The sequence below is a fragment of the Ruegeria sp. O4 genome, assembly GCF_056535125.1.
Map to the genome: position 1 here is coordinate 1 of NZ_JBQERO010000012.1, position 19931 is coordinate 19931.

Here is a 19931-nt window from a genome sequence, read left to right on the forward strand (position 1 = left end):
ATCCATGGGCGTCGACAAATACTGGTCCCCCGTCAACCGCGTCGACAACGCATACGGCGACCGAAACCTCGTCTGCACATGCCCACCAATGGACGCATACGAAGACGCCGCAGAGTAACACAGACAAACCCCGCCGAAACATCGGCGGGGTTTTTCGCCAATCGGAAACGCGTGTTCTGATTTGTGCCCGTTTCAGATGTCGTTTTTACCCGGTAAAGCGTCTTTTCCGCTTGCTGCAGGTGCGAAGGCCCCCTAGGTCTGTCCGTGGGACACCCCTCCCCAACGAGGGGCGTGTATCTGGAAGGGTAATACACATGACGATCGAACAACCGGCGACGCGGCCGGCAAATCCGCGCTTTTCTTCGGGCCCCTGTGCCAAACCCCCCACATTTGACCTGACAAAACTGGCCGATGCCGCATTGGGCCGGTCGCACCGCGCCGCTGTCGGCAAGGACAAGCTGAAGGCGGCCATCGAAGGCACGCGTGAGATTCTGGGCATTCCGGCGGATTACCGCATTGGTATCGTTCCCGCCTCGGACACTGGCGCGGTTGAAATGGCGCTGTGGTCTTTGCTGGGTGCGCGCAAGGTCGAGATGCTGGCCTGGGAAAGCTTTGGGTCCGGCTGGGTGACCGATGTGGTCAAGCAGTTGAAGATCGACGCCGAGGTGAAAACCGCGGATTACGGGCAGATCGTTGATCTGGCTTCGGTTGATTTCGCAAATGACGTGGTCTTTACGTGGAACGGCACCACCTCGGGTGTTCGGGTGCCCAATGGCGACTGGATTGCCGATGATCGCCAGGGCCTGACGATCTGCGATGCAACCTCGGCGGCCTTTGCGATGGATCTGCCCTGGGACAAGCTGGATGTAACGACCTTCAGTTGGCAGAAAGTGCTGGGCGGCGAAGCAGCCCACGGGATGCTGATCCTCAGCCCGCGTGCTGTTGAACGGCTGGAAAGCTATACCCCCGCATGGCCGCTGCCCAAGATTTTCCGCCTGACCAAGGGTGGCAAGCTGATCGAGGGCATCTTTACCGGGGCAACGATCAACACACCGTCAATGCTGGCGGTTGAGGATTATCTGTTTGCGCTGGACTGGGCCCGCTCGGTGGGCGGATTGCAGGGGTTGATCGCGCGTGCGGATGCCAATGCGGGTGCGGTACACGCGTTCTGCGACCAGAACGGCTGGATTGCCAATCTGGCCGAGGATGAGGCGACGCGTTCGAACACATCCGTCTGCCTGAAGTTCACCGATGCCCGTATTCAGGACGGTGCAGCCTTTGCCAAGGCAGTCGCCAAGCGGCTTGAGACCGAGAATATCGCGCTGGATATCGGCGCCTATCGCGACGCGCCAGCAGGCCTGCGCATCTGGTGCGGCGGTACGGTTGAAACCTCGGATATTCAGGCGATGCTGCCCTGGCTGGCCTGGGCCTTTGCGACCGAGATCAAAGCGCAGGCGCAGGCTGCCTGAGTTTCATGTGCCGGGCTGAAGCCCGGCCTACCCCATCACCGACATAGGGCGGGCGTCAGCCCGCTATCCCCCTGAAGAATTCAAAGGACCAAGCAAAATGGCTCCCAAAGTACTGGTATCCGACAAGCTCAGCGAAACCGCAGTGCAAATTTTCCGCGACCGTGGCATCGACGTGGATTTCATGCCCGAGCTGGGCAAAGACAAGGACAAGCTGGCCGAGGTGATCGGTCAATATGATGGTCTCGCCATCCGTTCGGCCACCAAGGTCACACCGACCCTTCTGGAAAAAGCCGACAGGCTGAAGGTCATCGGTCGCGCCGGGATCGGCACCGACAATGTCGACAAAGAGGCAGCCTCGAAAAAAGGTGTGATCGTGATGAACACGCCCTTCGGCAACATGATCACCACCGCCGAACACGCCATCGCGATGATGTTCGCCGTGGCGCGGCAAATCCCCGAGGCCAGCACCTCGACCCATGCGGGCAAGTGGGAAAAGTCCAAGTTCATGGGGATCGAGCTGACCAACAAGACACTGGGCGTGATCGGTGCCGGCAACATTGGTGGCATCGTGTGCGAACGTGCGTTGGGCCTGAAGATGAAGGTTGTCGCCTATGATCCTTATCTGGGCGAAGAGAAAGCCTCTAAGATGGGCGTCGAAAAGGTCGAGCTGGATGAACTGCTGGCGCGTGCCGATTTCATCACCCTGCATGTGCCGCTGACGGATCAGACTCGCAACATCCTGAGCCGCGAGAATCTGGCCAAAACCAAAAAGGGTGTACGGATCATCAACTGTGCCCGTGGCGGTCTGGTCGATGAAGTGGCGCTGGCCGAGATGCTGCAATCCGGCCATGTTGCCGGAGCGGCCTTTGACGTGTTCAGCGAGGAACCCGCCAAGGACAACGCATTGTTCAACCTGCCCAACGTGGTCTGCACGCCCCATCTGGGCGCGGCGACGACCGAGGCGCAGGAGAACGTGGCCTTGCAGGTGGCTGAACAGATTTCGAACTACCTGCTGACAGGCGCGGTCGAGAACGCGCTGAACATGCCCAGCGTGACCGCGGAAGAAGCCAAGCTGATGGGGCCGTGGATCAAGCTGGCAGGTCATCTGGGCAGCTTCATCGGCCAGATGACGGATGAGCCGGTCAAGGCGATCAACATCCTTTATGACGGTGTGGCCGCTGAAATGAACCTGGCCGCGCTGAACTGTTCGGTGGTCGCGGGGATCATGAAAAAGTTCAACCCCGAGGTGAACATGGTCTCGGCCCCTGTGGTCGCGAAAGAGCGCGGGATCAAAATCTCGACCACCAATCAGGACAAGTCGGGTGTTTTTGATGGCTATATCAAAGTCACGGTCGTAACGGACAAGCGTGAACGGTCGATCGCTGGCACGGTGTTCAGCGATGGCAAGCCGCGCTTTATCCAGATCAAGGGCATCAATATTGATGCCGAGGTCGGCGCTCATATGCTGTACACCACCAACGAAGACGTGCCCGGCATCATCGGCACGCTGGGTCAAACCATGGGTGAAAACAACGTCAACATCGCCAACTTTACCCTCGGCCGATCCGAGGCCGGAGGCGAAGCGATTGCATTGCTCTATGTCGACGAACCGGTCCCGGCCGAAGCGCGGGCGAAGCTTGCCGAAACAGGCCTGTTCACGCAGATCAAGCCGCTGGAATTCGACGTCGCCTGATTGGGGCTGTTGAGTTTGAGGAACAGTTCACGACCCGGTTGCACCTGCGATCGGGTCAATTGTTCTCTCCGATAGCGATCTGGGGCAAAAGCAAGCGAAAATTACATCCGGAGTATTTCTATGACACAGCCTGTCTATGTTATTGGTGATCTGCACGGGCAGGTGGCCGAGCTGGAGCGCGCGCTGTCCCTGATCCAAAGCGATGGCGGCCCCGACGCTCAGATCGTGTTTCTGGGTGATTACGTGGATCGCGGCCCTGACAGTCGCGGGCTGATCGACCGCCTGATTGCCGGGCGTGATGCTGGCCGAAACTGGATCACTCTGCTGGGCAATCACGACCGCATGTTTGCCTGGTTTATGGAGGACACTCCGCGCCACGATCCGCATTTGTTGGTGGGATACCACTGGCTGCATGACAGGTTGGGCGGGATCGACACCCTGCGCAGCTATGGGGTGGAATTCGAAGGTCAGATTCGCCTTGAAAACCTGCACCGGATGGCACAGGCAGCCGTGCCGAAATCGCACCTGACCTTTCTGCGCGATCTGGTGGTGATGCATCAGACGCCCGAGATTGCCTTTGTTCACGCGGGTATCCGTCCGGGTGTGCCACTGAATGAACAGCAGGCAAGTGATCTGATCTGGATCAGACAGGACTTCCACGACTACCAAGGCCCGCATCCCAAACTGATCGTTCATGGACACACGCCTGTGGATCAGGCGACGCATTATGGCAACCGGATCAATCTGGACACGGGGGCCGGGTACGGACGCCCGACGGGCGTCGCCGCATTCGAGGGACAGAATTGCTGGGAACTGACCGAACAGGGTCGAACACCGTTGACGCCCTGAGTCTGCTCGCCTGGGTATGACATTGGAGATTTAATATGTATGTCGCCACTTTGCTGACCAACCCGGCTGCACCCTCACTGGACCGTGCCTTGCCGGAATCGCTGCGCAACGCGTGGGGCGGTGGGGATGTCCTGTGGCTCAGCCCGGACGAGGCGGTCGAGTTTGACCTGCGCGACATGCCCGCCAATCGCTGGGACGTTTGGGCAGACTTGCAGGGCATGGGCGTGGACCTGATTGTGCAGCCCGCACAGGGGCGGCGCAAACAGATGCTGCTGGCCGATATGGACAGCACCATGATCCAGCAGGAATGCATTGATGAACTGGCGGATGAGGCTGGCGTCGGCGAAAGGGTCAAGGACATCACCGCCCGCGCCATGAACGGAGAGTTGGATTTCGAAGGTGCCCTGATCGAACGGGTTGGTCTGCTGAAGGATCTGGATGAAAGCGTCATTGGCAAAGTCCTGCGCGAACGGATCACCCTGATGCCCGGCGGACAGGCGTTGCTGGCAACGATGCGGGCTAACGGAGCCTATGCTGCACTGGTGTCCGGTGGCTTTACCGCCTTCACCGCGCGGGTGGCAGAGCTGCTGGGGTTCGATGAAAACCGCGCCAACACTCTGCTGGCCGCAGATGGCAAACTGACGGGCGATGTGGCGCGTCCTATTCTGGGACGTCAGGCCAAAATCGAGGCGCTTGAACAGATCTCCACTCGCCTTGGCCTGTCCGAAGTTGACGTGATCGCTGTCGGCGACGGGGCCAATGATTTGGGCATGCTGGGGCGGGCCGGAACCGGCGTTGCCCTTCATGCCAAACCGTCGGTGGCTGCGAAATGCGACGTGCGGGTGAATCACGGCGACCTGACGGCACTGCTTTACCTGCAAGGGTACAGTCGCGCGGATTTTGTCGAATCCTGACAGGGCTTTTCATTATTTAACATTTATGTTAAATACAGGTCATGAGCACGCTTCTGACCACCTTTTCCGCTTTGTCCGATGCCACCCGGTTCTCGATTGTCGAGCAACTGATGGAGCAGGGCGAACTGCCCGCCGGTGACCTGATCGAAGGGCGCGGAATGTCCGGCGCTGCGATTTCGCGCCATCTGAAAGTATTGCGCGAAGCCGGGCTGGTTGAACAGCGCGTGCGGGGCACCCAACGGATGTACTCCATCCGGCCCGACGGGCTGCGGATGATTGCCGACTGGACGATCTCCAAACGGCAATTCTGGGAAAGCAGCCTCGATCGCCTCAGTGATATCATCGAAAGGGAGAATTCATGGCCGACCTGAAACTGGAACGGGACTTCCCCGTCAGCCCAGAAGACCTGTTTGCATGGATCAGCGACGGCAGCCGGTTGTTGCAATGGTGGGGGCCCGAAGGGATGCACGTGCCTGAACACAATCTGGATTTCTCGCGCACCGGCCCGTGGTATTCGGTCATGGAAAACGGCGAGGGCCAGCAATACAAGGTCTCGGGCCACGTCACGCATGTCGACCCGCCAAACTCGGTGGGGTTTACCTGGGGCTGGCATGACGATCAGGATCAGCGCGGGGCCGAAAGCCACGTCATCTTTACAGTCACAGCGACAGGCACGGGGTCACGCCTGGTTTTGGACCACCGCGAACTGGCCGATGCCGAAGCAGCCGCGAACCACAATCAGGGCTGGACGTCTTCGCTGCGCAAACTCGAAGCGAAGTGCAAATAACGTTTCATCAGGGAGGAGCGATATGCCCCAATATTTGTTTGTCTATCACGGGGGACACACCCCGACCGACCCCGCCGAGATCGAGGCGACCATGGCCGCTTGGGGCGCATGGTTTCAGGGTATGGCCGAAGCGTTAGAGATCCCCGGCAACCCGGTCGGACAATCCTATACGGTCAGCAGCAGCGGGGTTGTCGACAATGGCGGTGCAAACCCGGCCTCGGGCTTTACCGTGATCAAGGCCGACAGCATCGACGCCGCGACCGAGATGGCCAAGGGCTGTCCGATGGTTGTCAACGGTTCGGGCTCGGTCGAGGTGGCCGAGGTGCACGAGATCGAGATGTAGCGGCCTTAGCCGGGGAAACCCTGCACAGGTTTGATCACGCCGCATTCCAGCCCCCGGCGGCTGTATTGCGTGGCGTTCATGAATTTGCGGGTGGCCGGGTGATCGGCCTCCAGCACACCAAGGCTCACCAGAATGGCGGCGATGGCACATTCGCTGGCCCGCGTGGTGCCATCGGTGATCTTCAACGCAACGCCCATGCGTTTTTCCGGGATGATGGCCACAAACACCGCCTCGGCCCCGGTCTTGATGGCGACGCGCCCGTTCATGGCGCGCATCAGTTCGGTGCAGGCACGGGTCTCACCGGCAACCAGTTCCGGATGTTTCACCATGGCTGCCACCAACTGAACCGCCGCCTCGCTGGAACGGTCGGACCGATCCGAGGCGCTTGCGAACCACGCCATCGACCGGGCCAGCCCGGCCAGCGACACGGCGAAATTCGGGGCGGAACAGCCGTCAATACCGTAACCGGGGCTGGTTTCGCCTGACGTCTCTTCGATGGCAGACAGGCAGGCCTGCTGCACCGGGTGGTCGATTTCCAGATATTCCGGTCCTGCGCCCATATGCTGACCCAGTGTCAGGAAACCACAATGCTTGCCGGAACAATTGTTGTGGATCTGGCACGGGGTGTCATCCGCCAGAATCAGCCGATCCCGCGCGGCAGTGTCCGCTGGCTCCTGTGGCCCGCAGCGCAAGTCGTGCTCGCTCAGCCCCAGATGATCAAGCCACGCTGTCACGCGGTCGGTATGGATCGCGGCCCCATTGTGGGACGCGCAGGCCAGCGCAAGATGTTCGCTGTTCAATCCGTATTTTGCCGCGGCTCCCGACGTGACCAGCGGAAGCGCCTGAATCATCTTGGCGGATGAGCGCGGATAGATAACCGCCTGCGGGTCGCCCCAGCTGCGCACGATCTGGCCGGTGTCGTCGCAGATGACCGCGTGACCCAAATGCAGGCTTTCCAGCAAGTTGCCACGCCACAGTTCTGTCATTGCTACGGGCTGCGTCATCTGGACCTCCGAAATTTATGCGCAAAATTCTGCCAATCGCCCTTTCGCCTGTGGCGAAACCTGCGTTAGTGTGTGTATGTCGGCAATCATCGGAATGCGCAACGGAATAGACGGGCCGGAAGGGTTCGCAGCCATGTCCGATGGATTTGAGGTATCGGTCGAGCTAGGAGGCTGGACAAATGGGATCAATGCTCGTTCGTACGATCGCGGGCCTGTGTGTGGCAGGCATCGCCGCAACGTCTGCACTCGCCCAACAGGCGACAAGCACAAACCGGGTTGCTGCAAAAACGGACTGGAGCGTTTTTGTCGAAGATGATCCCACCGAATGCTGGAGCGTTTCGGCCCCCAAGGAAACCGTGAACACCCGGGGCGGGCGCGTCGTATCCGTGCGGCGCAGCGACATCCTGTTGTTTGTGTTCTATCGCCCCAATGCCGAGGTCAAAGGGCAAGTGACCTTTACCGGCGGCTATCCGTTTGCACCGGGATCGACAGTGAACCTGAATGTCGACGGGTCCGAGTTTGAACTGTTCACCGAAGGTGAGTGGGCCTGGCCCGCATCAGATGCAGATGACGCCAAGATCGTCACAGCGCTGAAACGCGGAACCGAGGCTGTTCTGACTGCCCGGTCCGAACGCGGCACACAAACCAAGGACACCTTCTCGCTGCTGGGCTTTACCGCAGCAATCGAAGACGCCGAAAAGCGCTGCACCAAGTAAGCACCCCGACCTAAGCAAATGGTCCCGTCTTTGGCGGGGCTTTTGTTGTTTTTACGCTCCCCTGTACCTTTACGCAGGATCAACCCGTTTACTTGATCCGTATCAATGTGAGCTCTGACGATTTCCGAACTAATCAGTTCAAGAGAAACCAAGGAGTTGCCACCATGCTGAACAAATCTCTTGTCGCGTTGATGATGATATCAGCCATGCTGCTGAGTGCCTGCGAAAACAAGGGCGAGACTTATCCTGTAACCGGCGAACAATGCGGACCGAACGATCCGGTCAAGACCCTGGATGCCGAAGATTGCTATATCCCACCCGCGGGTGTCTGACGCGGAACTGCATTTCCGTTGGTTTAGGGGGCCAACCGGCATCTAAACCTTTCTGGCAAAACATGTTACTCTGGCCTGACCCCAGCTGAATGGATGAATGAGGCGGCCATGCGTCTGATCTTGATCGCGCTGCTTTTGCCAGCCACCGCAACCGCCGACCCGGCGTTGGAATGTTCCGACGCCGGATCACAAGTCGAAATCGGATCCTGCGTCGGAGAGATGGAAGCACGGGTCTCGCGCGCGCTGCAGGTGAGTTTTGATTTGGCGGTACAATCTGCCAACGAGCTGGACGAGGTCACCGGGCGGATAGTGGCTGAACCTGCCCTCATAGCGGCGCAACAGGCCTGGGAAACCTATCGCGATACGCATTGCACCGCCGTCGGCGCGTCGTTTGGTGGCGGATCGGGTACAGGTATCGCAATCACATCATGCCGGGTGAATTTGGGGCGGGCACGCGTTGAAGAACTGTTGAGTTTTGCAGACTGACTGAAACGATTCCTTTTGATCTTTGCACAGGTTCCTATATAGAGGCGCATCCCAAGCCAGAATCCTTGAAGATACGCCTCAGCAGGTACCACAATGTCGCCCAAAGCGCCGATCACTCAAGACGTCATGACCCTCCCTCGCAAATTGCCCGAGGGGAAGGTGAACCTTGTCGGTCTCACCCGCGACCGTTTGCGCGAGGTCCTGATCGAACATGGTACGCCCGAAAAGCAGGCAAAGATGCGTACCGGTCAGATCTGGCAGTGGATCTATCAATGGGGCGTGCGCGATTTTTCCCAGATGACGAATCTCGCCAAAGCGTACCGTGCGCAACTGGCCGAAAACTTTGTGGTCGAGATACCCGAGGTGGTGACCCGACAGGTATCCGAGGACGGCACCCGCAAATATCTGTGCCGTATCGCGGGCGGGCACGAGGTCGAGGTGGTCTACATCCCCGAAGAAGATCGCGGTACGCTGTGCATTTCATCTCAGGTCGGATGTACACTGACATGTTCGTTTTGTCATACGGGCACCCAGAAGCTTGTACGTAATTTAACATCTGCCGAAATTGTCGGGCAGATCATGATGGCGCGCGACGATCTTGACGAATGGCCGACCCCCGGTGCGCCAAAGGATGAAACGCGCCTTCTGTCAAACATCGTTCTGATGGGAATGGGCGAGCCGCTTTACAATTTCGAAAACGTCCGCGATGCGATGAAGATCGCGATGGACCCCGAGGGGATTTCCCTGTCGCGCCGCCGCATTACGCTGTCGACCAGTGGAGTGGTACCCGAAATTGCGCGCACGGCTGAGGAAATCGGCTGTCTGCTGGCGATCTCGTTCCATGCAACCACGGATGAAACCCGCGACGTTCTGGTTCCAATCAATAAACGCTGGAATATCGAGGAGTTGTTGCAGGCGCTGGCCAGCTATCCCAATGCCTCGAACTCCGAGCGGATCACGTTCGAATACGTGATGCTGGACGGTGTGAATGACAGCGACGCGGATGCCCATCGTTTGATCGACCACATCAAGCGTCACAAAATTCCGGCCAAGATCAACCTGATCCCGTTTAACGAATGGCCCGGCGCGCCGTACAAGCGCAGCTCGAACAACCGCATCCGCGCTTTTGCCAACATCATCTATCAGGCAGGCTACGCCTCTCCCATTCGCAAGACACGGGGCGAGGATATCATGGCGGCGTGCGGTCAGTTGAAATCGGCAACCGAACGTGCCCGCAAATCGCGCAAACAAATTGAGTCCGAAGCCGGTTTAACCCCGTAGTTTTTCTGTTCGGTTCATCATGGATCGGGTGGTCGTGCTTTGATTGTCCAAGATGACCGCCTGCACGCATGAAGTGTGCCTGTAAACTTAATGTTTCAGATGCTGATTCAATATGCATAATTTGCTATATTTTAATGATTCAATGCCGCAGGATGCAGGTTCAAATCGATGCACAAGGCGGTGAGATTCCGGGACCTGAGCTGGTAAGAGTTCCCGGAGCCGCTAGAATAAGAACACTGTCGTCACGTGGCGCTCAGGCGAACTGATTTTCAGGTGGGTCGTAATAATGGACTCGTATCTTCGAATAATTCTCCAGCACAAGGCCATTGCGTGCGCGATACTTCTGATTTCTTCAGGACTGGCAACGGCAGATGGTCACAACGCCCACATAGCGATCGAAAACCCGGCAGAGCTAAGCAAGGATGAGGCCGCGGCCCACTACCATTCGCTCAGCCGCCGCATGGCACGGGGGTATGCTGCGGCGCAACTGGATCTGGTTCTAAACTACCAAAGCTGGCCGCTTTTCAACGACGCGCCATATATCTCGGCCACACACGGACAGCGTTTCGTCAACACGTATGCCAACCGAATGGCGCACAACTATGGGACATTGCGACAGGGCGAAGAACTGCCCGTGGGATCGGTGCTTGCCAAGGACAGCATGACGGTGACCGATGAAGGTCACATACATCCCGGTGCCATGTTCATAATGGAAAAACTGCCAGAGGGTACCAGCCCGAACACCGCTGACTGGCGTTATATCATGGTGCTGCCGGACGGGTCCTTGTTTGGCGATACCATGGGCGCCCGTGCCAGCGAAGTTGCCTATTGCCACGTCTGTCACGAACAAGTGGCGGATCGCGACTATACGTTCTTTATCCCCGAAGAATATCGGGTGGGAAACTAAGCCGGTTCACCCGGCAGCTTGAGTTCTGTCGCCTCACGGCGGCTGAGCTGTTCGCCTTGCTTCCGTTTGGACAGCACCTCGCGGGCCAACGCGTATTTGTCATCTTGCCAGAAGATCAGGCATCCGTTGCAGCCCTTGCCGCAGCATCCTTCCGTGCCGATGCGGTTTGTCTTGAACCGGCGTTCGTTACCGTCTTGGCCAATCTTTTCAACCAGATCATCGCGACGGCGTGCATAGGCAGTTGGGTTGTCGCGACCGGTGGTTTCCAATCCCTGCACGAGCTTGTCAAAGCGAATGCGGCTCCAGTGTTCGTCGGTCAGGGCGCGTTCCTTGCGCAGCACTGAATAGACCGGAAAACGGGCGCGCAGATCGTCGATATCCTCGTGATCGAACAGGGTGAAAGGCATCCGAATGATGGTTTTTGTGCTGCCATGCACGACGTCCAGCCGTGCGCCATCATGGGCGCGTTCGAAATCATAAACCCGCAGCAGAACCGTGTCGCGCGCAACTGGCGAGACGAAATCCAGCACATCACCCGGTTCCAGCTTGTTCTTCACCTCGACCAGAAAGGCATCCTCGGTCACTTCGGTGACGATCCCGGCATATTCCCATTGCGCGATGGATGCGGTGTGTTCGTAATCATGGGCGTAATTGGTCAGCCGCCCTTCGTGGAAGGCCAGCGTATAGCCGCGATTCCCGACGGTTTCGAGCTCACGCATGTAAGGCTTGGGGTCCCAGTTTTCGGGGTCCGCGAAATAGTCATCTATCGCCATACGATAGGCCCGTGCGACGATCGCGGCGTAGTATTCCGATTTGCCGCGCCCTTCGACCTTGAGGCTGTCGACACCGATTTTCAGGTACTCATCCAGCTTCGGCATGATGCAGAGGTCGCGTGAGTTGAGGATGTACGAGCCGCGATCATCCTCTTCGATGGGCATCAGGTCACCGGGGCGGCAGCCTTCTTCCAGCAGGAATTCGAACAGGTCGGCGTTTTCCTCGGTGATACGCAGCTCCTGATGTGTGCCATCCTTGAGGCGCAGTTTCAGACCATAGTTCCAGCGACAGGAATTGGCGCAGTTGCCCTGGTTGGCCCCGCGTTCGGCCATGAAATTCGACAGCAGACAACGGCCCGAATAGGTCATGCACATAGCACCGTGCACGAAGGATTCTAGCTTGATATCAGGGCACTTCTCACGGATCTCGACCAGTTCGGGATAGGAAACCTCACGCGCCAGAACCACCAGCTCGGCCCCCTGATCCTGCCAGAACTTCACCGACAGCCACGAACAGATATTGGCCTGGGTCGAGATATGCAGCGGCAGTTCGGGCGCGCGCTCGCGGACGTATTGGAACACGCCTGGATCGGCGATGATCAACCCGTCGGGCTGCACCTTGCGCACCGTGTCGATGTATTCGTCCAGCTTCGGGATGTCTTTGTTATGCGAGAACAAGTTCAGTGTCAGGTAGGCGCGCCGACCATGGCTGTGACAGAACTCGACCCCTTCAATTACCTCGTCCAGCGAAAACTCGGACTTGGTGCGCAGCGACATATCCGGCGTGCCCAGATACACGGCGTCTGCCCCATAGAGGATGGCGAGTTTAAGTTTGCGCAGATTGCCCGCAGGCATCAGCAACTCGGATCTGGGCTGGGTCATGGAAGCTACCTGACAAAGGATCAAGGCGGCCTTCTACGCCATAATCATTGCGCCCAAAACCCTGTTATCTGCGACGGAACCGCGCTGTGCCGATAACTTCGATCAGTTGTTGGCGCACCGGCTCGGGTTGCGCCTCGACTGCGTTCAGAACCTCACGCAGTTCGGCGCGCAGCCCATGCATCTGATCAATCAGCGAGATCATCATCGACAGCGCATCGGCCTCCATGTCGTATTGCTCGTGCAACTCGCAAGCCAGTTCCAGCCGGGCAACGTCGATACTGTGATAGACCAGCCCCTGCTCCGATTGTTCAGGGATCACGATCTCGGCCGCAAGATACTCGGTCAGGCGGTCCGAGGTCAGGCGCGAGACGGTTTCGATCAGTTCCTTTTCGGTCAGGGTCATGACGGCATTCCTTTCCGCGGATCGTAGCGGTGCGTTTCGCGCCATGTCTCCATGAACTGCCTGAGATCATCATCGATCTTGTCGGGCATCGAGACAGTCAATTCGATCAGTTGGTCGCCGCGCAGGGACGAGCCGCGTTTCTTCACCCCCTTGCCGCGCAGGCGAAGGGTTTTGCCGCTGCTTGTGCCCGCCGGAACATTGACGTTCACACCGCCATCGATGGTGGGGGCGGCGACTTTCCCGCCCAGAATGGCCTCATCGATGCTGATCGGCAGCGTGATATGGATGTCGTCGCCCTGACGGTCAAACACCGGATGTTTGGCGACCGTGACGGTCACCAACGCATCCCCCGGAGGGCCTTCGCCATAACCCGGAGCACCCTTGCCGCGCAGGCGGATGGTCTGACCTTCGGTTATCCCGGCGGGGATCTTGACCTCGATCCGGTTGCCGTCTGGTAGCGTCAGTTTCTGACTAGCGCCAAACACGGCATCCAGAAAGCTGATTTGCAGGGAATAGTTCAGGTTATGCCCTGGCGCATGAAACTCATGCCTTTGCTGGCCGCCAAATCCACTGCGGCCGCGCATGAATTCGGCAAAGATGTCCGACATGTCGTCCGGGTCCGCCTGACGCCCGCGATAGGGGTTTCCAGCGGCCTCAGCATAGTCCCGGTAATAGTGTTGTTGCGGGCGTTCCTGACCCGATGCGTCGATTTCGCCATTGTCGTAACGGGCGCGGGTTTCAGGATCTTTCAACACGTCATACGCAGCGGCGGCGGCCTTGAATTTGGCCTCGGCCTTGGCGTCGCCGGGTTTCAGGTCCGGGTGGCACTCCTTAGCAATACGCCTGTAGGCTTTCTTGATTTCGTCGGCACTGGCGTCTTTCGATACGCCAAGGACGGAATAGGGATCGTCGCTCATCTCACACTCACGGGTCAGGGACAGGTCTGATCTTGATGAATGTGTTCTACCACGTGTTTTCAACGGGTCAAAAGGAAGAGGCGATTGAATTGTCTCGAAAAAACTCAGAAGCCTGCTAATATCTTCATATTTCTGATTGTAGATTGACGGAGGCCATCCCATGTCGCGCAGAATCAAATCCGCTTTGGCCCTGCTGGCCGGCAATGCCATCGGGCTGTTGCTGGCTTCGCTGATACTGTCCGGTTTCGCGATCAAACCGATCTCATTTATCGTGGTTGTGATTGTTTTCACCGTCGTTCAGGTGATCGCCGAGCCCTTGATACTAAAGCTTGGCGAAAAGAAAGCGCCCGCATTGAAAGGCGGGATCGCCCTGGTCGTGACATTTGTGGGCCTGCTGGTGACCGACCTCATCGCGTCGGGGCTGACCGTTGGCGGTATCTCGAACCTGCTGGCGGCGACGCTGCTTGTCTGGCTGGGGGCGCTGATCGCCAGCGTGGTACTGCCGATCTACGTTTTCAAGGACCTGCGTGCCGCGAAGAAGTAATCACAGCGCGTTCAGGCTGGCCTCGATCGCCTTCCACAGTTCGTCCACCGGTTCGCATCCAACGGACAGGCGGATGAAGGCCGGGTCGACACTATCGCCCCAGCGCGCGCGGCGCTCGGCCGAGCTGTGAACACCACCGAAGGAGGTGGCGGGGCGCAAAAGCGGGCAAGTGTTGATGAAGGCCTCGGCCTTGTCTTCGCTTTCCAAAGTCAAGGATAGCAGAAATCCGAACCGTGCCGTTTGTGCCTGCGCCAGTGTGTGTGATGGATCTTCGGCCAGCCCGGGATAGCGGACCTGCTTGACCGCCGGGTGACCTGCCAACCGTTCCGCTATTACCTGAGCCGAGTTGCACATCCGGTCGAACCGGACATCCAGCGTTTCCAACCCGCGATGCAACAGCCATGCCTCATGCGGTCCGGGGATCGAGCCGGAGACTCTCCGCCATTCCTCGACCCGTTCCATGATGTCACTGTTGCGGCTGGCCACGTGACCCATCAGCATGTCGGAATGCCCGCCCATCGCCTTGGTGTCGGACGACACGACCACGTCGATGCCCAAATCCAACGGGCGCTGACCCAGCGGTGTCATCGTCGTATTGTCGGCAATCGTCACCCCGCCAGCAGACCGCACCTGTTCGGCTATAACTTTCAGGTCAATCATGTCCAGACCGGGGTTCGAAGGGCTTTCGGCGAACACAACGTCAAACTCATCAAAACCACCTGCGGCAAACGCTGTGGTCGGGCGCTCTTCAACTGTCACGCCAAGACGCGAAAGGAATCGGTCCGCCAGCAGACGGGTGACATAGTACCCGTCCGAAGGGATCAGAAGGCGCGACCCGGCTTGCACCGTTGCAAACAGAGCCGCAGAAATCGCGGCCATGCCGGACGGGAAGCTGAGACAAGGCGCGTCTTCCAGATGCGACAAAACATGCTCAAGATGTACCCAGGTGGGGTTATCGACACGGCCATAGGTCGGGTGGCCGTCCGGCGCACCGGGCAGATGGAACATGCTGCTTTGCGTCAGTGGAAGGGCGACGGGTTCGCCTTTTGACAACGCGTTGCCACGCAGGTGGAGCATTTCGCCTGTCTTTGGAGTTTTCATCGCTCAGCGCCCCGGAATTTCGTCGCGGGGCGGGGCGGGTTCCCAGTTCTCGATGATCTCGGCCGCCTCCTGCGCGGTATCGACAAAGCGGAACAGGTCCAGATCCTCGTCCGAGATCGTACCGGCATCCGCCAGTGCGTCCCAGTTGATGACCTTTTCCCAGAACGCGCGGCCAAACAGCAGGAAAGGCACACGATCCATTCTGCCGGTCTGGATCAGGGTCAGGGATTCGAACAGTTCATCCAGCGTCCCAAACCCACCGGGAAAGATGGTGATGGCGCGGGCGCGCATCAGGAAGTGCATTTTGCGGATCGCAAAATAGTGGAAATTAAAGCTGAGATCTGGCGTCACGAAGCTGTTTGGTGCCTGTTCGTGCGGAAGCACGATGTTCAGCCCGATCGAGCACCCGCCTGCTTCGTGTGCACCGCGATTGCCAGCTTCCATCACACCGGGGCCGCCGCCAGTGACGATCACATTCTCGCGGCATCCGGTTTCTTTCGATTTCACGGTCATCAGTCGCGCGAATTCGCGTGCCTCATCATAATATTTCGACAGACCGGCCAGGGTTTCTGTCCGCGCGGTGTGCTTTTGCGAGGGTTCGGGAATGCGGGCGCCGCCGAACATGACGATGGTCGACGTGATCTCCCGCTCGGTCATGATCATTTCGGGTTTCAGCAACTCAAGCTGCAACCGTACAGGGCGCAGCTCGTCCCGGCACAGAAACTCGTCATCCGCGAAAGCCAGACGGTAGGCCGGAGAGCGTGTTTGCGGTGTGTCCGGAACCTCTTTTGCGGTCGAGCGGTCGGTCTGCGCATCGCGAAACGGACTGTGGCGGTCTTCTCTCATCGGTGATCGATCCCTGCTTGCGTGTTTGACAAACAGCTATAGGGTTCGCGGGCAGAGTGCCAGTCACGGAAAGACGAGAATGAATTGGAAAAGTGAAATATCGGCAGCACGGGACCGCATCGCGGGATATGCGCAGGTGACCCCGGTTATGGAAAGCAACATTCCCGGCTATCCGGTTGAACTGAAACTCGAGCACATGCAGCATACCGGCAGTTTCAAGGCGCGGGGTGCGTTCAATACGCTGCTCAGCTCGGATGTGTCGGCTGCGGGTGTGGTCGCCGCATCCGGTGGCAATCATGGTGCGGCGGCAGCTTATGCAGCGCAGACGCTGGGGTATCCTGCAAAGATATTTGTGCCGGAACTGGCGGGTCCGTCCAAGATCGCACTGATCCGGCAAACCGGTGCCGACCTGAGCGTTGTTTCCGGTGAATACGCAAACGCGCTGACCGCAGCGCAAGAGCATGAGGAAATGACGGGTGCAATGCAGATCCATGCTTATGACGCCCCGGCCACGGTGGCGGGGCAAGGGACCTGTTTTGCCGAATGGGACGCCCAGGGCTTGCAGGCGGATACGGTACTGGTCGCTGTTGGCGGCGGCGGGCTGATCGCCGGGGCGCTGGCCTGGTTCGGTGGCGTGCGCAAGGTTGTGGCGGTCGAGCCGGAAACGTCCTGTGCGTTGAATGCTGCGTTGTGCGCTGGTGAGCCGGTTGATGTTTCCGTGTCGGGCATCGCCGCAAACGCGCTGGGCGCGCGGCGGATCGGCGAAATCTGTTTTGAACTGGCGCAGGGTATGAGTTCGGTTCTGGTGTCAGACGATGCCATCGCGGCGGCACAACAGGCGCTTTGGCGCGCGCATCGCATTCTGGTAGAACCTGCCGGCGCGACCGCATTGGCCGCCTTGACCTCGGGTGCGTACCGACCTGAACAGGGTGAACGCGTGGGTGTTCTGGTGTGCGGTGCAAATATCGCGCCGGACCCGTTCGCTGGGTGAATTATCGGGTTGTGGATGTGGATGGTGGATTTTATCTATAATCCATGACTGCAATGATTTCCGACACGATTTACCAAAGCCTCAGCCAGCGGATCATCACCGGAGAGCTGGCAGCCGGTGAAAAGCTACTGCAGGATCATATTGCCCGAACCTTCAATACCAGCCATGTTCCGGTGCGTGAAGCCTTGTTGCGGCTTGAGGCGCATGGATTGGCCCGGCATGAACCACGCAAGGGAATGCGGGTTACGGCGCTGGACCCGGCAGAGGTTCGGGAGGTGATCGAAATGCGCGTGGCGTTGGAAACGCTGGCGTTGCAGCAATCGATGCAAAACATGTCTCCGGTCGCGTTGGAAAAGATCGAAAACGCACGCATCGCCTGTGACAAGGCGCAGTCGATGCCGCAATGGGAGGCTCTGAACAGAACGTTCCATCGCGCCATTCTGACGCCTTGCGGGCTGCCTCGGCTTTTGCATGCAATCGACGATCTGCATATCGCAAGCGCGCGCCATCTGTTCGCGCAATGGCGGTTTAAATGGGTGCAACGGGCTGACACGGATCATGCGGCCATTGTGCGGGCTTTGAAGCGCAAGGAAATGGCCACAGCAACGGCGATCCTGACCCGCCATATTCGGCGCGCAAGCTGATGACCCTCTGCTTCAGACGCAATTGGGCCCGTCTACGTCGCATTGCGCCATGGGTCCGGCTTGCGTATAGGCCAAATCAACGTGAACAGATTCTGTAGGGAGACACCCCATGTCCAACGCGCAACTGGAAGCCGCCATCGAAGCCGCCTGGGAGGCACGCGAGACAATCACGCCCGCCACCGCAGGCGAGCAGCGCGAGGCGATCGAGGATACGCTGAATGCGCTGGACAGTGGCTCGCTGCGCGTGGCGGAAAAGCTGGAAACCGGTGACTGGCAGGTGAATCAATGGGCCAAAAAGGCGGTTCTGCTGGGCTTCCGTATCAAGGACATGGAAATCCAGCCTGGCAGTCCGCAGGACGGCGGCTGGTGGGACAAGGTGGACAGCAAGTTCGCCGGTTGGGGTGAAAACCAGTGGCGGTCTGCCGGGTTCCGCGCGGTTCCAAACTGTGTGGTTCGCAAGTCGGCATATATTGCACCGGGCGTGGTGCTGATGCCGTCTTTCGTGAACCTTGGGGCCTATGTTGACGAAGGCACGATGGTTGATACCTGGGCCACCGTCGGATCCTGCGCACAGATCGGCAAGAATGTGCACCTGTCGGGCGGCGTTGGTATTGGCGGAGTGCTTGAGCCGATGCAGGCTGGCCCCACCATCATTGAAGACAATTGCTTTATCGGCGCGCGCTCGGAAGTGGTCGAGGGATGTATCGTCCGCGAAGGCTCGGTTCTGGGGATGGGCGTGTTCATTGGTAAGTCCACTAAGATCGTGGACCGCGAAACCGGAGAAGTCATGTATGGCGAGGTTCCGCCCTATTCGGTTGTGGTCGCGGGTTCCATGCCGTCGAAGAACAACGTCAGCCTCTATTGCGCTGTGATCGTGAAGCGGGTCGACGAAAAGACCCGCTCGAAAACGGGCATCAACGAATTGCTGCGGGACTGATCGTTCTGGGAATGTCATAAGGCCGGAGCAGTTACGCTCCGGCCTTATTTGTTCTTTGGGTCAGGTCGGCTAAGGCAGATACCAAGCTTGTGGTCCTAGCCTGCCTTGAAGTGCTGCTTAGCGGCTCTCACCCTGCATGGCTTCCACTTCTGTGCTTCCTGCATTGGTTTCCGCACCACCGCCTTCGGCCTCGCCGCCGCCATCGGCTTCACTGCCACCTCCGGATTCACCATCGCCGCCGGATTCGCCTCCGCTTTCGGCCTCACTACCGCCTTCGGAATCGCTACCGCCCTCGGTGTCACTGCCACCTTCGGCCTCACCATCGCTGCCGGATTCACCTCCGCCTTCGGTCTGCGCGCCGCCTTCGGCCTCGCCGCCACCGGTGGTTTCGCCGCCTTCACCGCCCGCTTCTTGGGCATAAGCAGCATCACTTGTTACAAAGGACAGAATTGCAACAGCCGGTATACCGGAAAGTACAATCACGCTTGCTGTTGTTGTCATCAATCTGGACAGAACACTCATCTCAACTCTCCTTTGAAAATGACTTATGCAGTACCCGCAGCGTAGGGCCGGCATCGACGCTTAGTTGTGAATTGCTGGCGTCGTGTCCCGGCTAGCGGGAATTGGCCCAAAATGAAGAGGAAGACTGGCGCAAAAGTGCCGGATTCAACTCAACAGCTTTTCAGGCCGGAGGCCTTCAATCAATGGGGGAGGTCGAGACCCGCGTTCACTGAGTCTTTCTCCCAGCTTATCCCTTGATCGGATATCGGTCCGGTTCCTCGAAAACATCGATGACTCGCGTGCCAGCCTTGATTTTGCCGCCATGTTCCACGCCTGACGGGATCGAATAACTGTCGCCCGGGCGGTAGGTCCGGGTCTGCCCGTCGATGGTCAATTCAATCTCACCCTCCACCACTGTGCCCCATTGGGCTTTGTGAGAATGTAAGGGCAATTCGAAATCCTGAAGAAACGTGAAGAACGCCACCAATCCTGCATCCGACCGGATCACGGCCGTTTGCACCACGTCGTCGGGGAACGGTACGTCGAGGCTGGGAAAACTCGCTATGAAATCTGGGTAGGGCATGAAGACGTCCTTTGTATCCGGGATCGGT

Annotated in this window: 24 protein-coding genes; 16 read left to right on the forward strand and 8 right to left on the reverse strand. The window is 58.6% G+C overall.

The genetic code is table 11. The annotated features are described in order from the left end of the window. The first annotated feature begins 314 nt into the window (after nucleotides 1-314). The 7 genes from ACR0J7_RS13790 (at nucleotide 315) to ACR0J7_RS13820 (ending at nucleotide 6055) form a co-directional block, all read left to right on the forward strand. On the forward strand, nucleotides 315-1469 hold the full coding sequence (locus ACR0J7_RS13790; RefSeq protein WP_480484181.1) for a phosphoserine transaminase: 1155 nt from the start codon (nucleotides 315-317) through the stop codon (nucleotides 1467-1469). Between the two features lie 97 nt (nucleotides 1470-1566). Continuing rightward, a complete protein-coding gene (gene serA / locus ACR0J7_RS13795) occupies nucleotides 1567-3162 on the forward strand; it encodes a phosphoglycerate dehydrogenase (RefSeq protein ID WP_267364308.1) in 1596 nt (531 codons plus the stop codon). Nucleotides 3163-3282: 120 nt separating this feature from the next. Next, nucleotides 3283-4011: a metallophosphoesterase family protein gene (locus tag ACR0J7_RS13800; protein ID WP_480914615.1), complete on the forward strand. Its 729-nt coding sequence runs from the start codon at nucleotides 3283-3285 to the stop codon at nucleotides 4009-4011. A 35-nt stretch (nucleotides 4012-4046) separates the two neighbouring features. Next, on the forward strand, nucleotides 4047-4925 hold the full coding sequence (serB, locus tag ACR0J7_RS13805) for a phosphoserine phosphatase SerB (RefSeq protein ID WP_480914617.1): 879 nt from the start codon (nucleotides 4047-4049) through the stop codon (nucleotides 4923-4925). 41 nt (nucleotides 4926-4966) lie between these two features. Continuing rightward, nucleotides 4967-5296, forward strand: a complete 330-nt coding sequence (locus ACR0J7_RS13810) for an ArsR/SmtB family transcription factor (RefSeq protein ID WP_480506475.1) — start codon at nucleotides 4967-4969, stop codon at nucleotides 5294-5296. Beyond that, complete coding sequence (locus ACR0J7_RS13815) at nucleotides 5284-5712, forward strand: SRPBCC family protein (protein WP_480833068.1); 429 nt, start codon at nucleotides 5284-5286, stop codon at nucleotides 5710-5712. Before ACR0J7_RS13810 ends, ACR0J7_RS13815 begins: the two co-directional genes overlap by 13 nt. A 22-nt stretch (nucleotides 5713-5734) precedes the next feature. Next, a complete protein-coding gene (locus tag ACR0J7_RS13820) occupies nucleotides 5735-6055 on the forward strand; it encodes a YciI family protein (RefSeq protein ID WP_209505048.1) in 321 nt (106 codons plus the stop codon). Between the two features lie 5 nt (nucleotides 6056-6060). Here ACR0J7_RS13820 and ACR0J7_RS13825 read toward each other — a convergent pair whose 3' ends face one another. After that, nucleotides 6061-7059 (reverse strand): asparaginase, encoded by a 999-nt coding sequence (locus ACR0J7_RS13825; protein ID WP_480914619.1) that lies wholly within the window; start codon nucleotides 7057-7059, stop codon nucleotides 6061-6063. A gap of 179 nt (nucleotides 7060-7238) precedes the next feature. Between ACR0J7_RS13825 and ACR0J7_RS13830 the strand changes: the two genes are divergently transcribed. The 5 genes from ACR0J7_RS13830 (at nucleotide 7239) to ACR0J7_RS13850 (ending at nucleotide 10781) form a co-directional block, all read left to right on the forward strand. Beyond that, nucleotides 7239-7775, forward strand: a complete 537-nt coding sequence (locus ACR0J7_RS13830; RefSeq protein WP_209505046.1) for an invasion associated locus B family protein — start codon at nucleotides 7239-7241, stop codon at nucleotides 7773-7775. Between the two features lie 164 nt (nucleotides 7776-7939). After that, a complete protein-coding gene (locus tag ACR0J7_RS13835) occupies nucleotides 7940-8107 on the forward strand; it encodes a hypothetical protein (protein WP_209505044.1) in 168 nt (55 codons plus the stop codon). 108 nt (nucleotides 8108-8215) lie between these two features. Then, nucleotides 8216-8593 (forward strand): lysozyme inhibitor LprI family protein, encoded by a 378-nt coding sequence (locus ACR0J7_RS13840; RefSeq protein ID WP_480900498.1) that lies wholly within the window; start codon nucleotides 8216-8218, stop codon nucleotides 8591-8593. Between the two features lie 93 nt (nucleotides 8594-8686). Next, nucleotides 8687-9874, forward strand: coding sequence for a dual-specificity RNA methyltransferase RlmN (rlmN, locus tag ACR0J7_RS13845; protein WP_267363724.1), 1188 nt, complete (start codon nucleotides 8687-8689; stop codon nucleotides 9872-9874). A 286-nt stretch (nucleotides 9875-10160) separates the two neighbouring features. Continuing rightward, nucleotides 10161-10781: a cytochrome P460 family protein gene (locus ACR0J7_RS13850; RefSeq protein WP_480900497.1), complete on the forward strand. Its 621-nt coding sequence runs from the start codon at nucleotides 10161-10163 to the stop codon at nucleotides 10779-10781. Here the strand turns inward: ACR0J7_RS13850 and ACR0J7_RS13855 are convergent. The 3 genes from ACR0J7_RS13855 to ACR0J7_RS13865 all read right to left on the reverse strand — a co-directional run bounded on the left by ACR0J7_RS13855 (nucleotide 10778) and on the right by ACR0J7_RS13865 (nucleotide 13756). Next, on the reverse strand, nucleotides 10778-12436 hold the full coding sequence (locus ACR0J7_RS13855; RefSeq protein WP_480900495.1) for a U32 family peptidase: 1659 nt from the start codon (nucleotides 12434-12436) through the stop codon (nucleotides 10778-10780). The two genes, ACR0J7_RS13850 and ACR0J7_RS13855, sit on opposite strands and share 4 nt — an antisense overlap. Nucleotides 12437-12500: 64 nt before the next feature. Next, on the reverse strand, nucleotides 12501-12839 hold the full coding sequence (locus tag ACR0J7_RS13860; protein WP_480484160.1) for a hypothetical protein: 339 nt from the start codon (nucleotides 12837-12839) through the stop codon (nucleotides 12501-12503). After that, complete coding sequence (locus tag ACR0J7_RS13865) at nucleotides 12836-13756, reverse strand: DnaJ C-terminal domain-containing protein (protein WP_480774121.1); 921 nt, start codon at nucleotides 13754-13756, stop codon at nucleotides 12836-12838. The genes ACR0J7_RS13860 and ACR0J7_RS13865 overlap by 4 nt, the downstream gene beginning before the upstream one ends. Before the next feature lie 160 nt (nucleotides 13757-13916). Between ACR0J7_RS13865 and ACR0J7_RS13870 the strand changes: the two genes are divergently transcribed. Further along, nucleotides 13917-14300: a hypothetical protein gene (locus ACR0J7_RS13870; RefSeq protein WP_267363718.1), complete on the forward strand. Its 384-nt coding sequence runs from the start codon at nucleotides 13917-13919 to the stop codon at nucleotides 14298-14300. Here the strand turns inward: ACR0J7_RS13870 and ACR0J7_RS13875 are convergent, their stop codons facing one another. After that, nucleotides 14301-15401: a cystathionine gamma-lyase gene (locus tag ACR0J7_RS13875; protein WP_480474197.1), complete on the reverse strand. Its 1101-nt coding sequence runs from the start codon at nucleotides 15399-15401 to the stop codon at nucleotides 14301-14303. It abuts the gene before it with no gap. Nucleotides 15402-15404: 3 nt separating this feature from the next. Continuing rightward, nucleotides 15405-16247 (reverse strand): LOG family protein, encoded by an 843-nt coding sequence (locus ACR0J7_RS13880; protein WP_267363716.1) that lies wholly within the window; start codon nucleotides 16245-16247, stop codon nucleotides 15405-15407. A gap of 79 nt (nucleotides 16248-16326) precedes the next feature. Between ACR0J7_RS13880 and ACR0J7_RS13885 the strand changes: the two genes are divergently transcribed. From ACR0J7_RS13885 to dapD, 3 genes are all read left to right on the forward strand, one after another. Beyond that, nucleotides 16327-17238, forward strand: coding sequence for a threonine/serine dehydratase (locus ACR0J7_RS13885; protein WP_480506460.1), 912 nt, complete (start codon nucleotides 16327-16329; stop codon nucleotides 17236-17238). Between the two features lie 44 nt (nucleotides 17239-17282). Continuing rightward, on the forward strand, nucleotides 17283-17882 hold the full coding sequence (locus ACR0J7_RS13890) for a GntR family transcriptional regulator (protein ID WP_480914622.1): 600 nt from the start codon (nucleotides 17283-17285) through the stop codon (nucleotides 17880-17882). Between the two features lie 109 nt (nucleotides 17883-17991). After that, on the forward strand, nucleotides 17992-18819 hold the full coding sequence (gene dapD, locus ACR0J7_RS13895) for a 2,3,4,5-tetrahydropyridine-2,6-dicarboxylate N-succinyltransferase (RefSeq protein WP_480914624.1): 828 nt from the start codon (nucleotides 17992-17994) through the stop codon (nucleotides 18817-18819). 117 nt (nucleotides 18820-18936) lie between these two features. Here the strand turns inward: dapD and ACR0J7_RS13900 are convergent, their stop codons facing one another. After that, complete coding sequence (locus tag ACR0J7_RS13900; RefSeq protein ID WP_480774120.1) at nucleotides 18937-19341, reverse strand: hypothetical protein; 405 nt, start codon at nucleotides 19339-19341, stop codon at nucleotides 18937-18939. 226 nt (nucleotides 19342-19567) lie between these two features. Then, nucleotides 19568-19903 carry a cupin domain-containing protein gene (locus ACR0J7_RS13905; protein WP_480914625.1) on the reverse strand — a complete coding sequence of 112 codons (336 nt, stop codon included), beginning with the start codon at nucleotides 19901-19903 and terminating at the stop codon, nucleotides 19568-19570. Nucleotides 19904-19931: the final 28 nt, after the last annotated feature.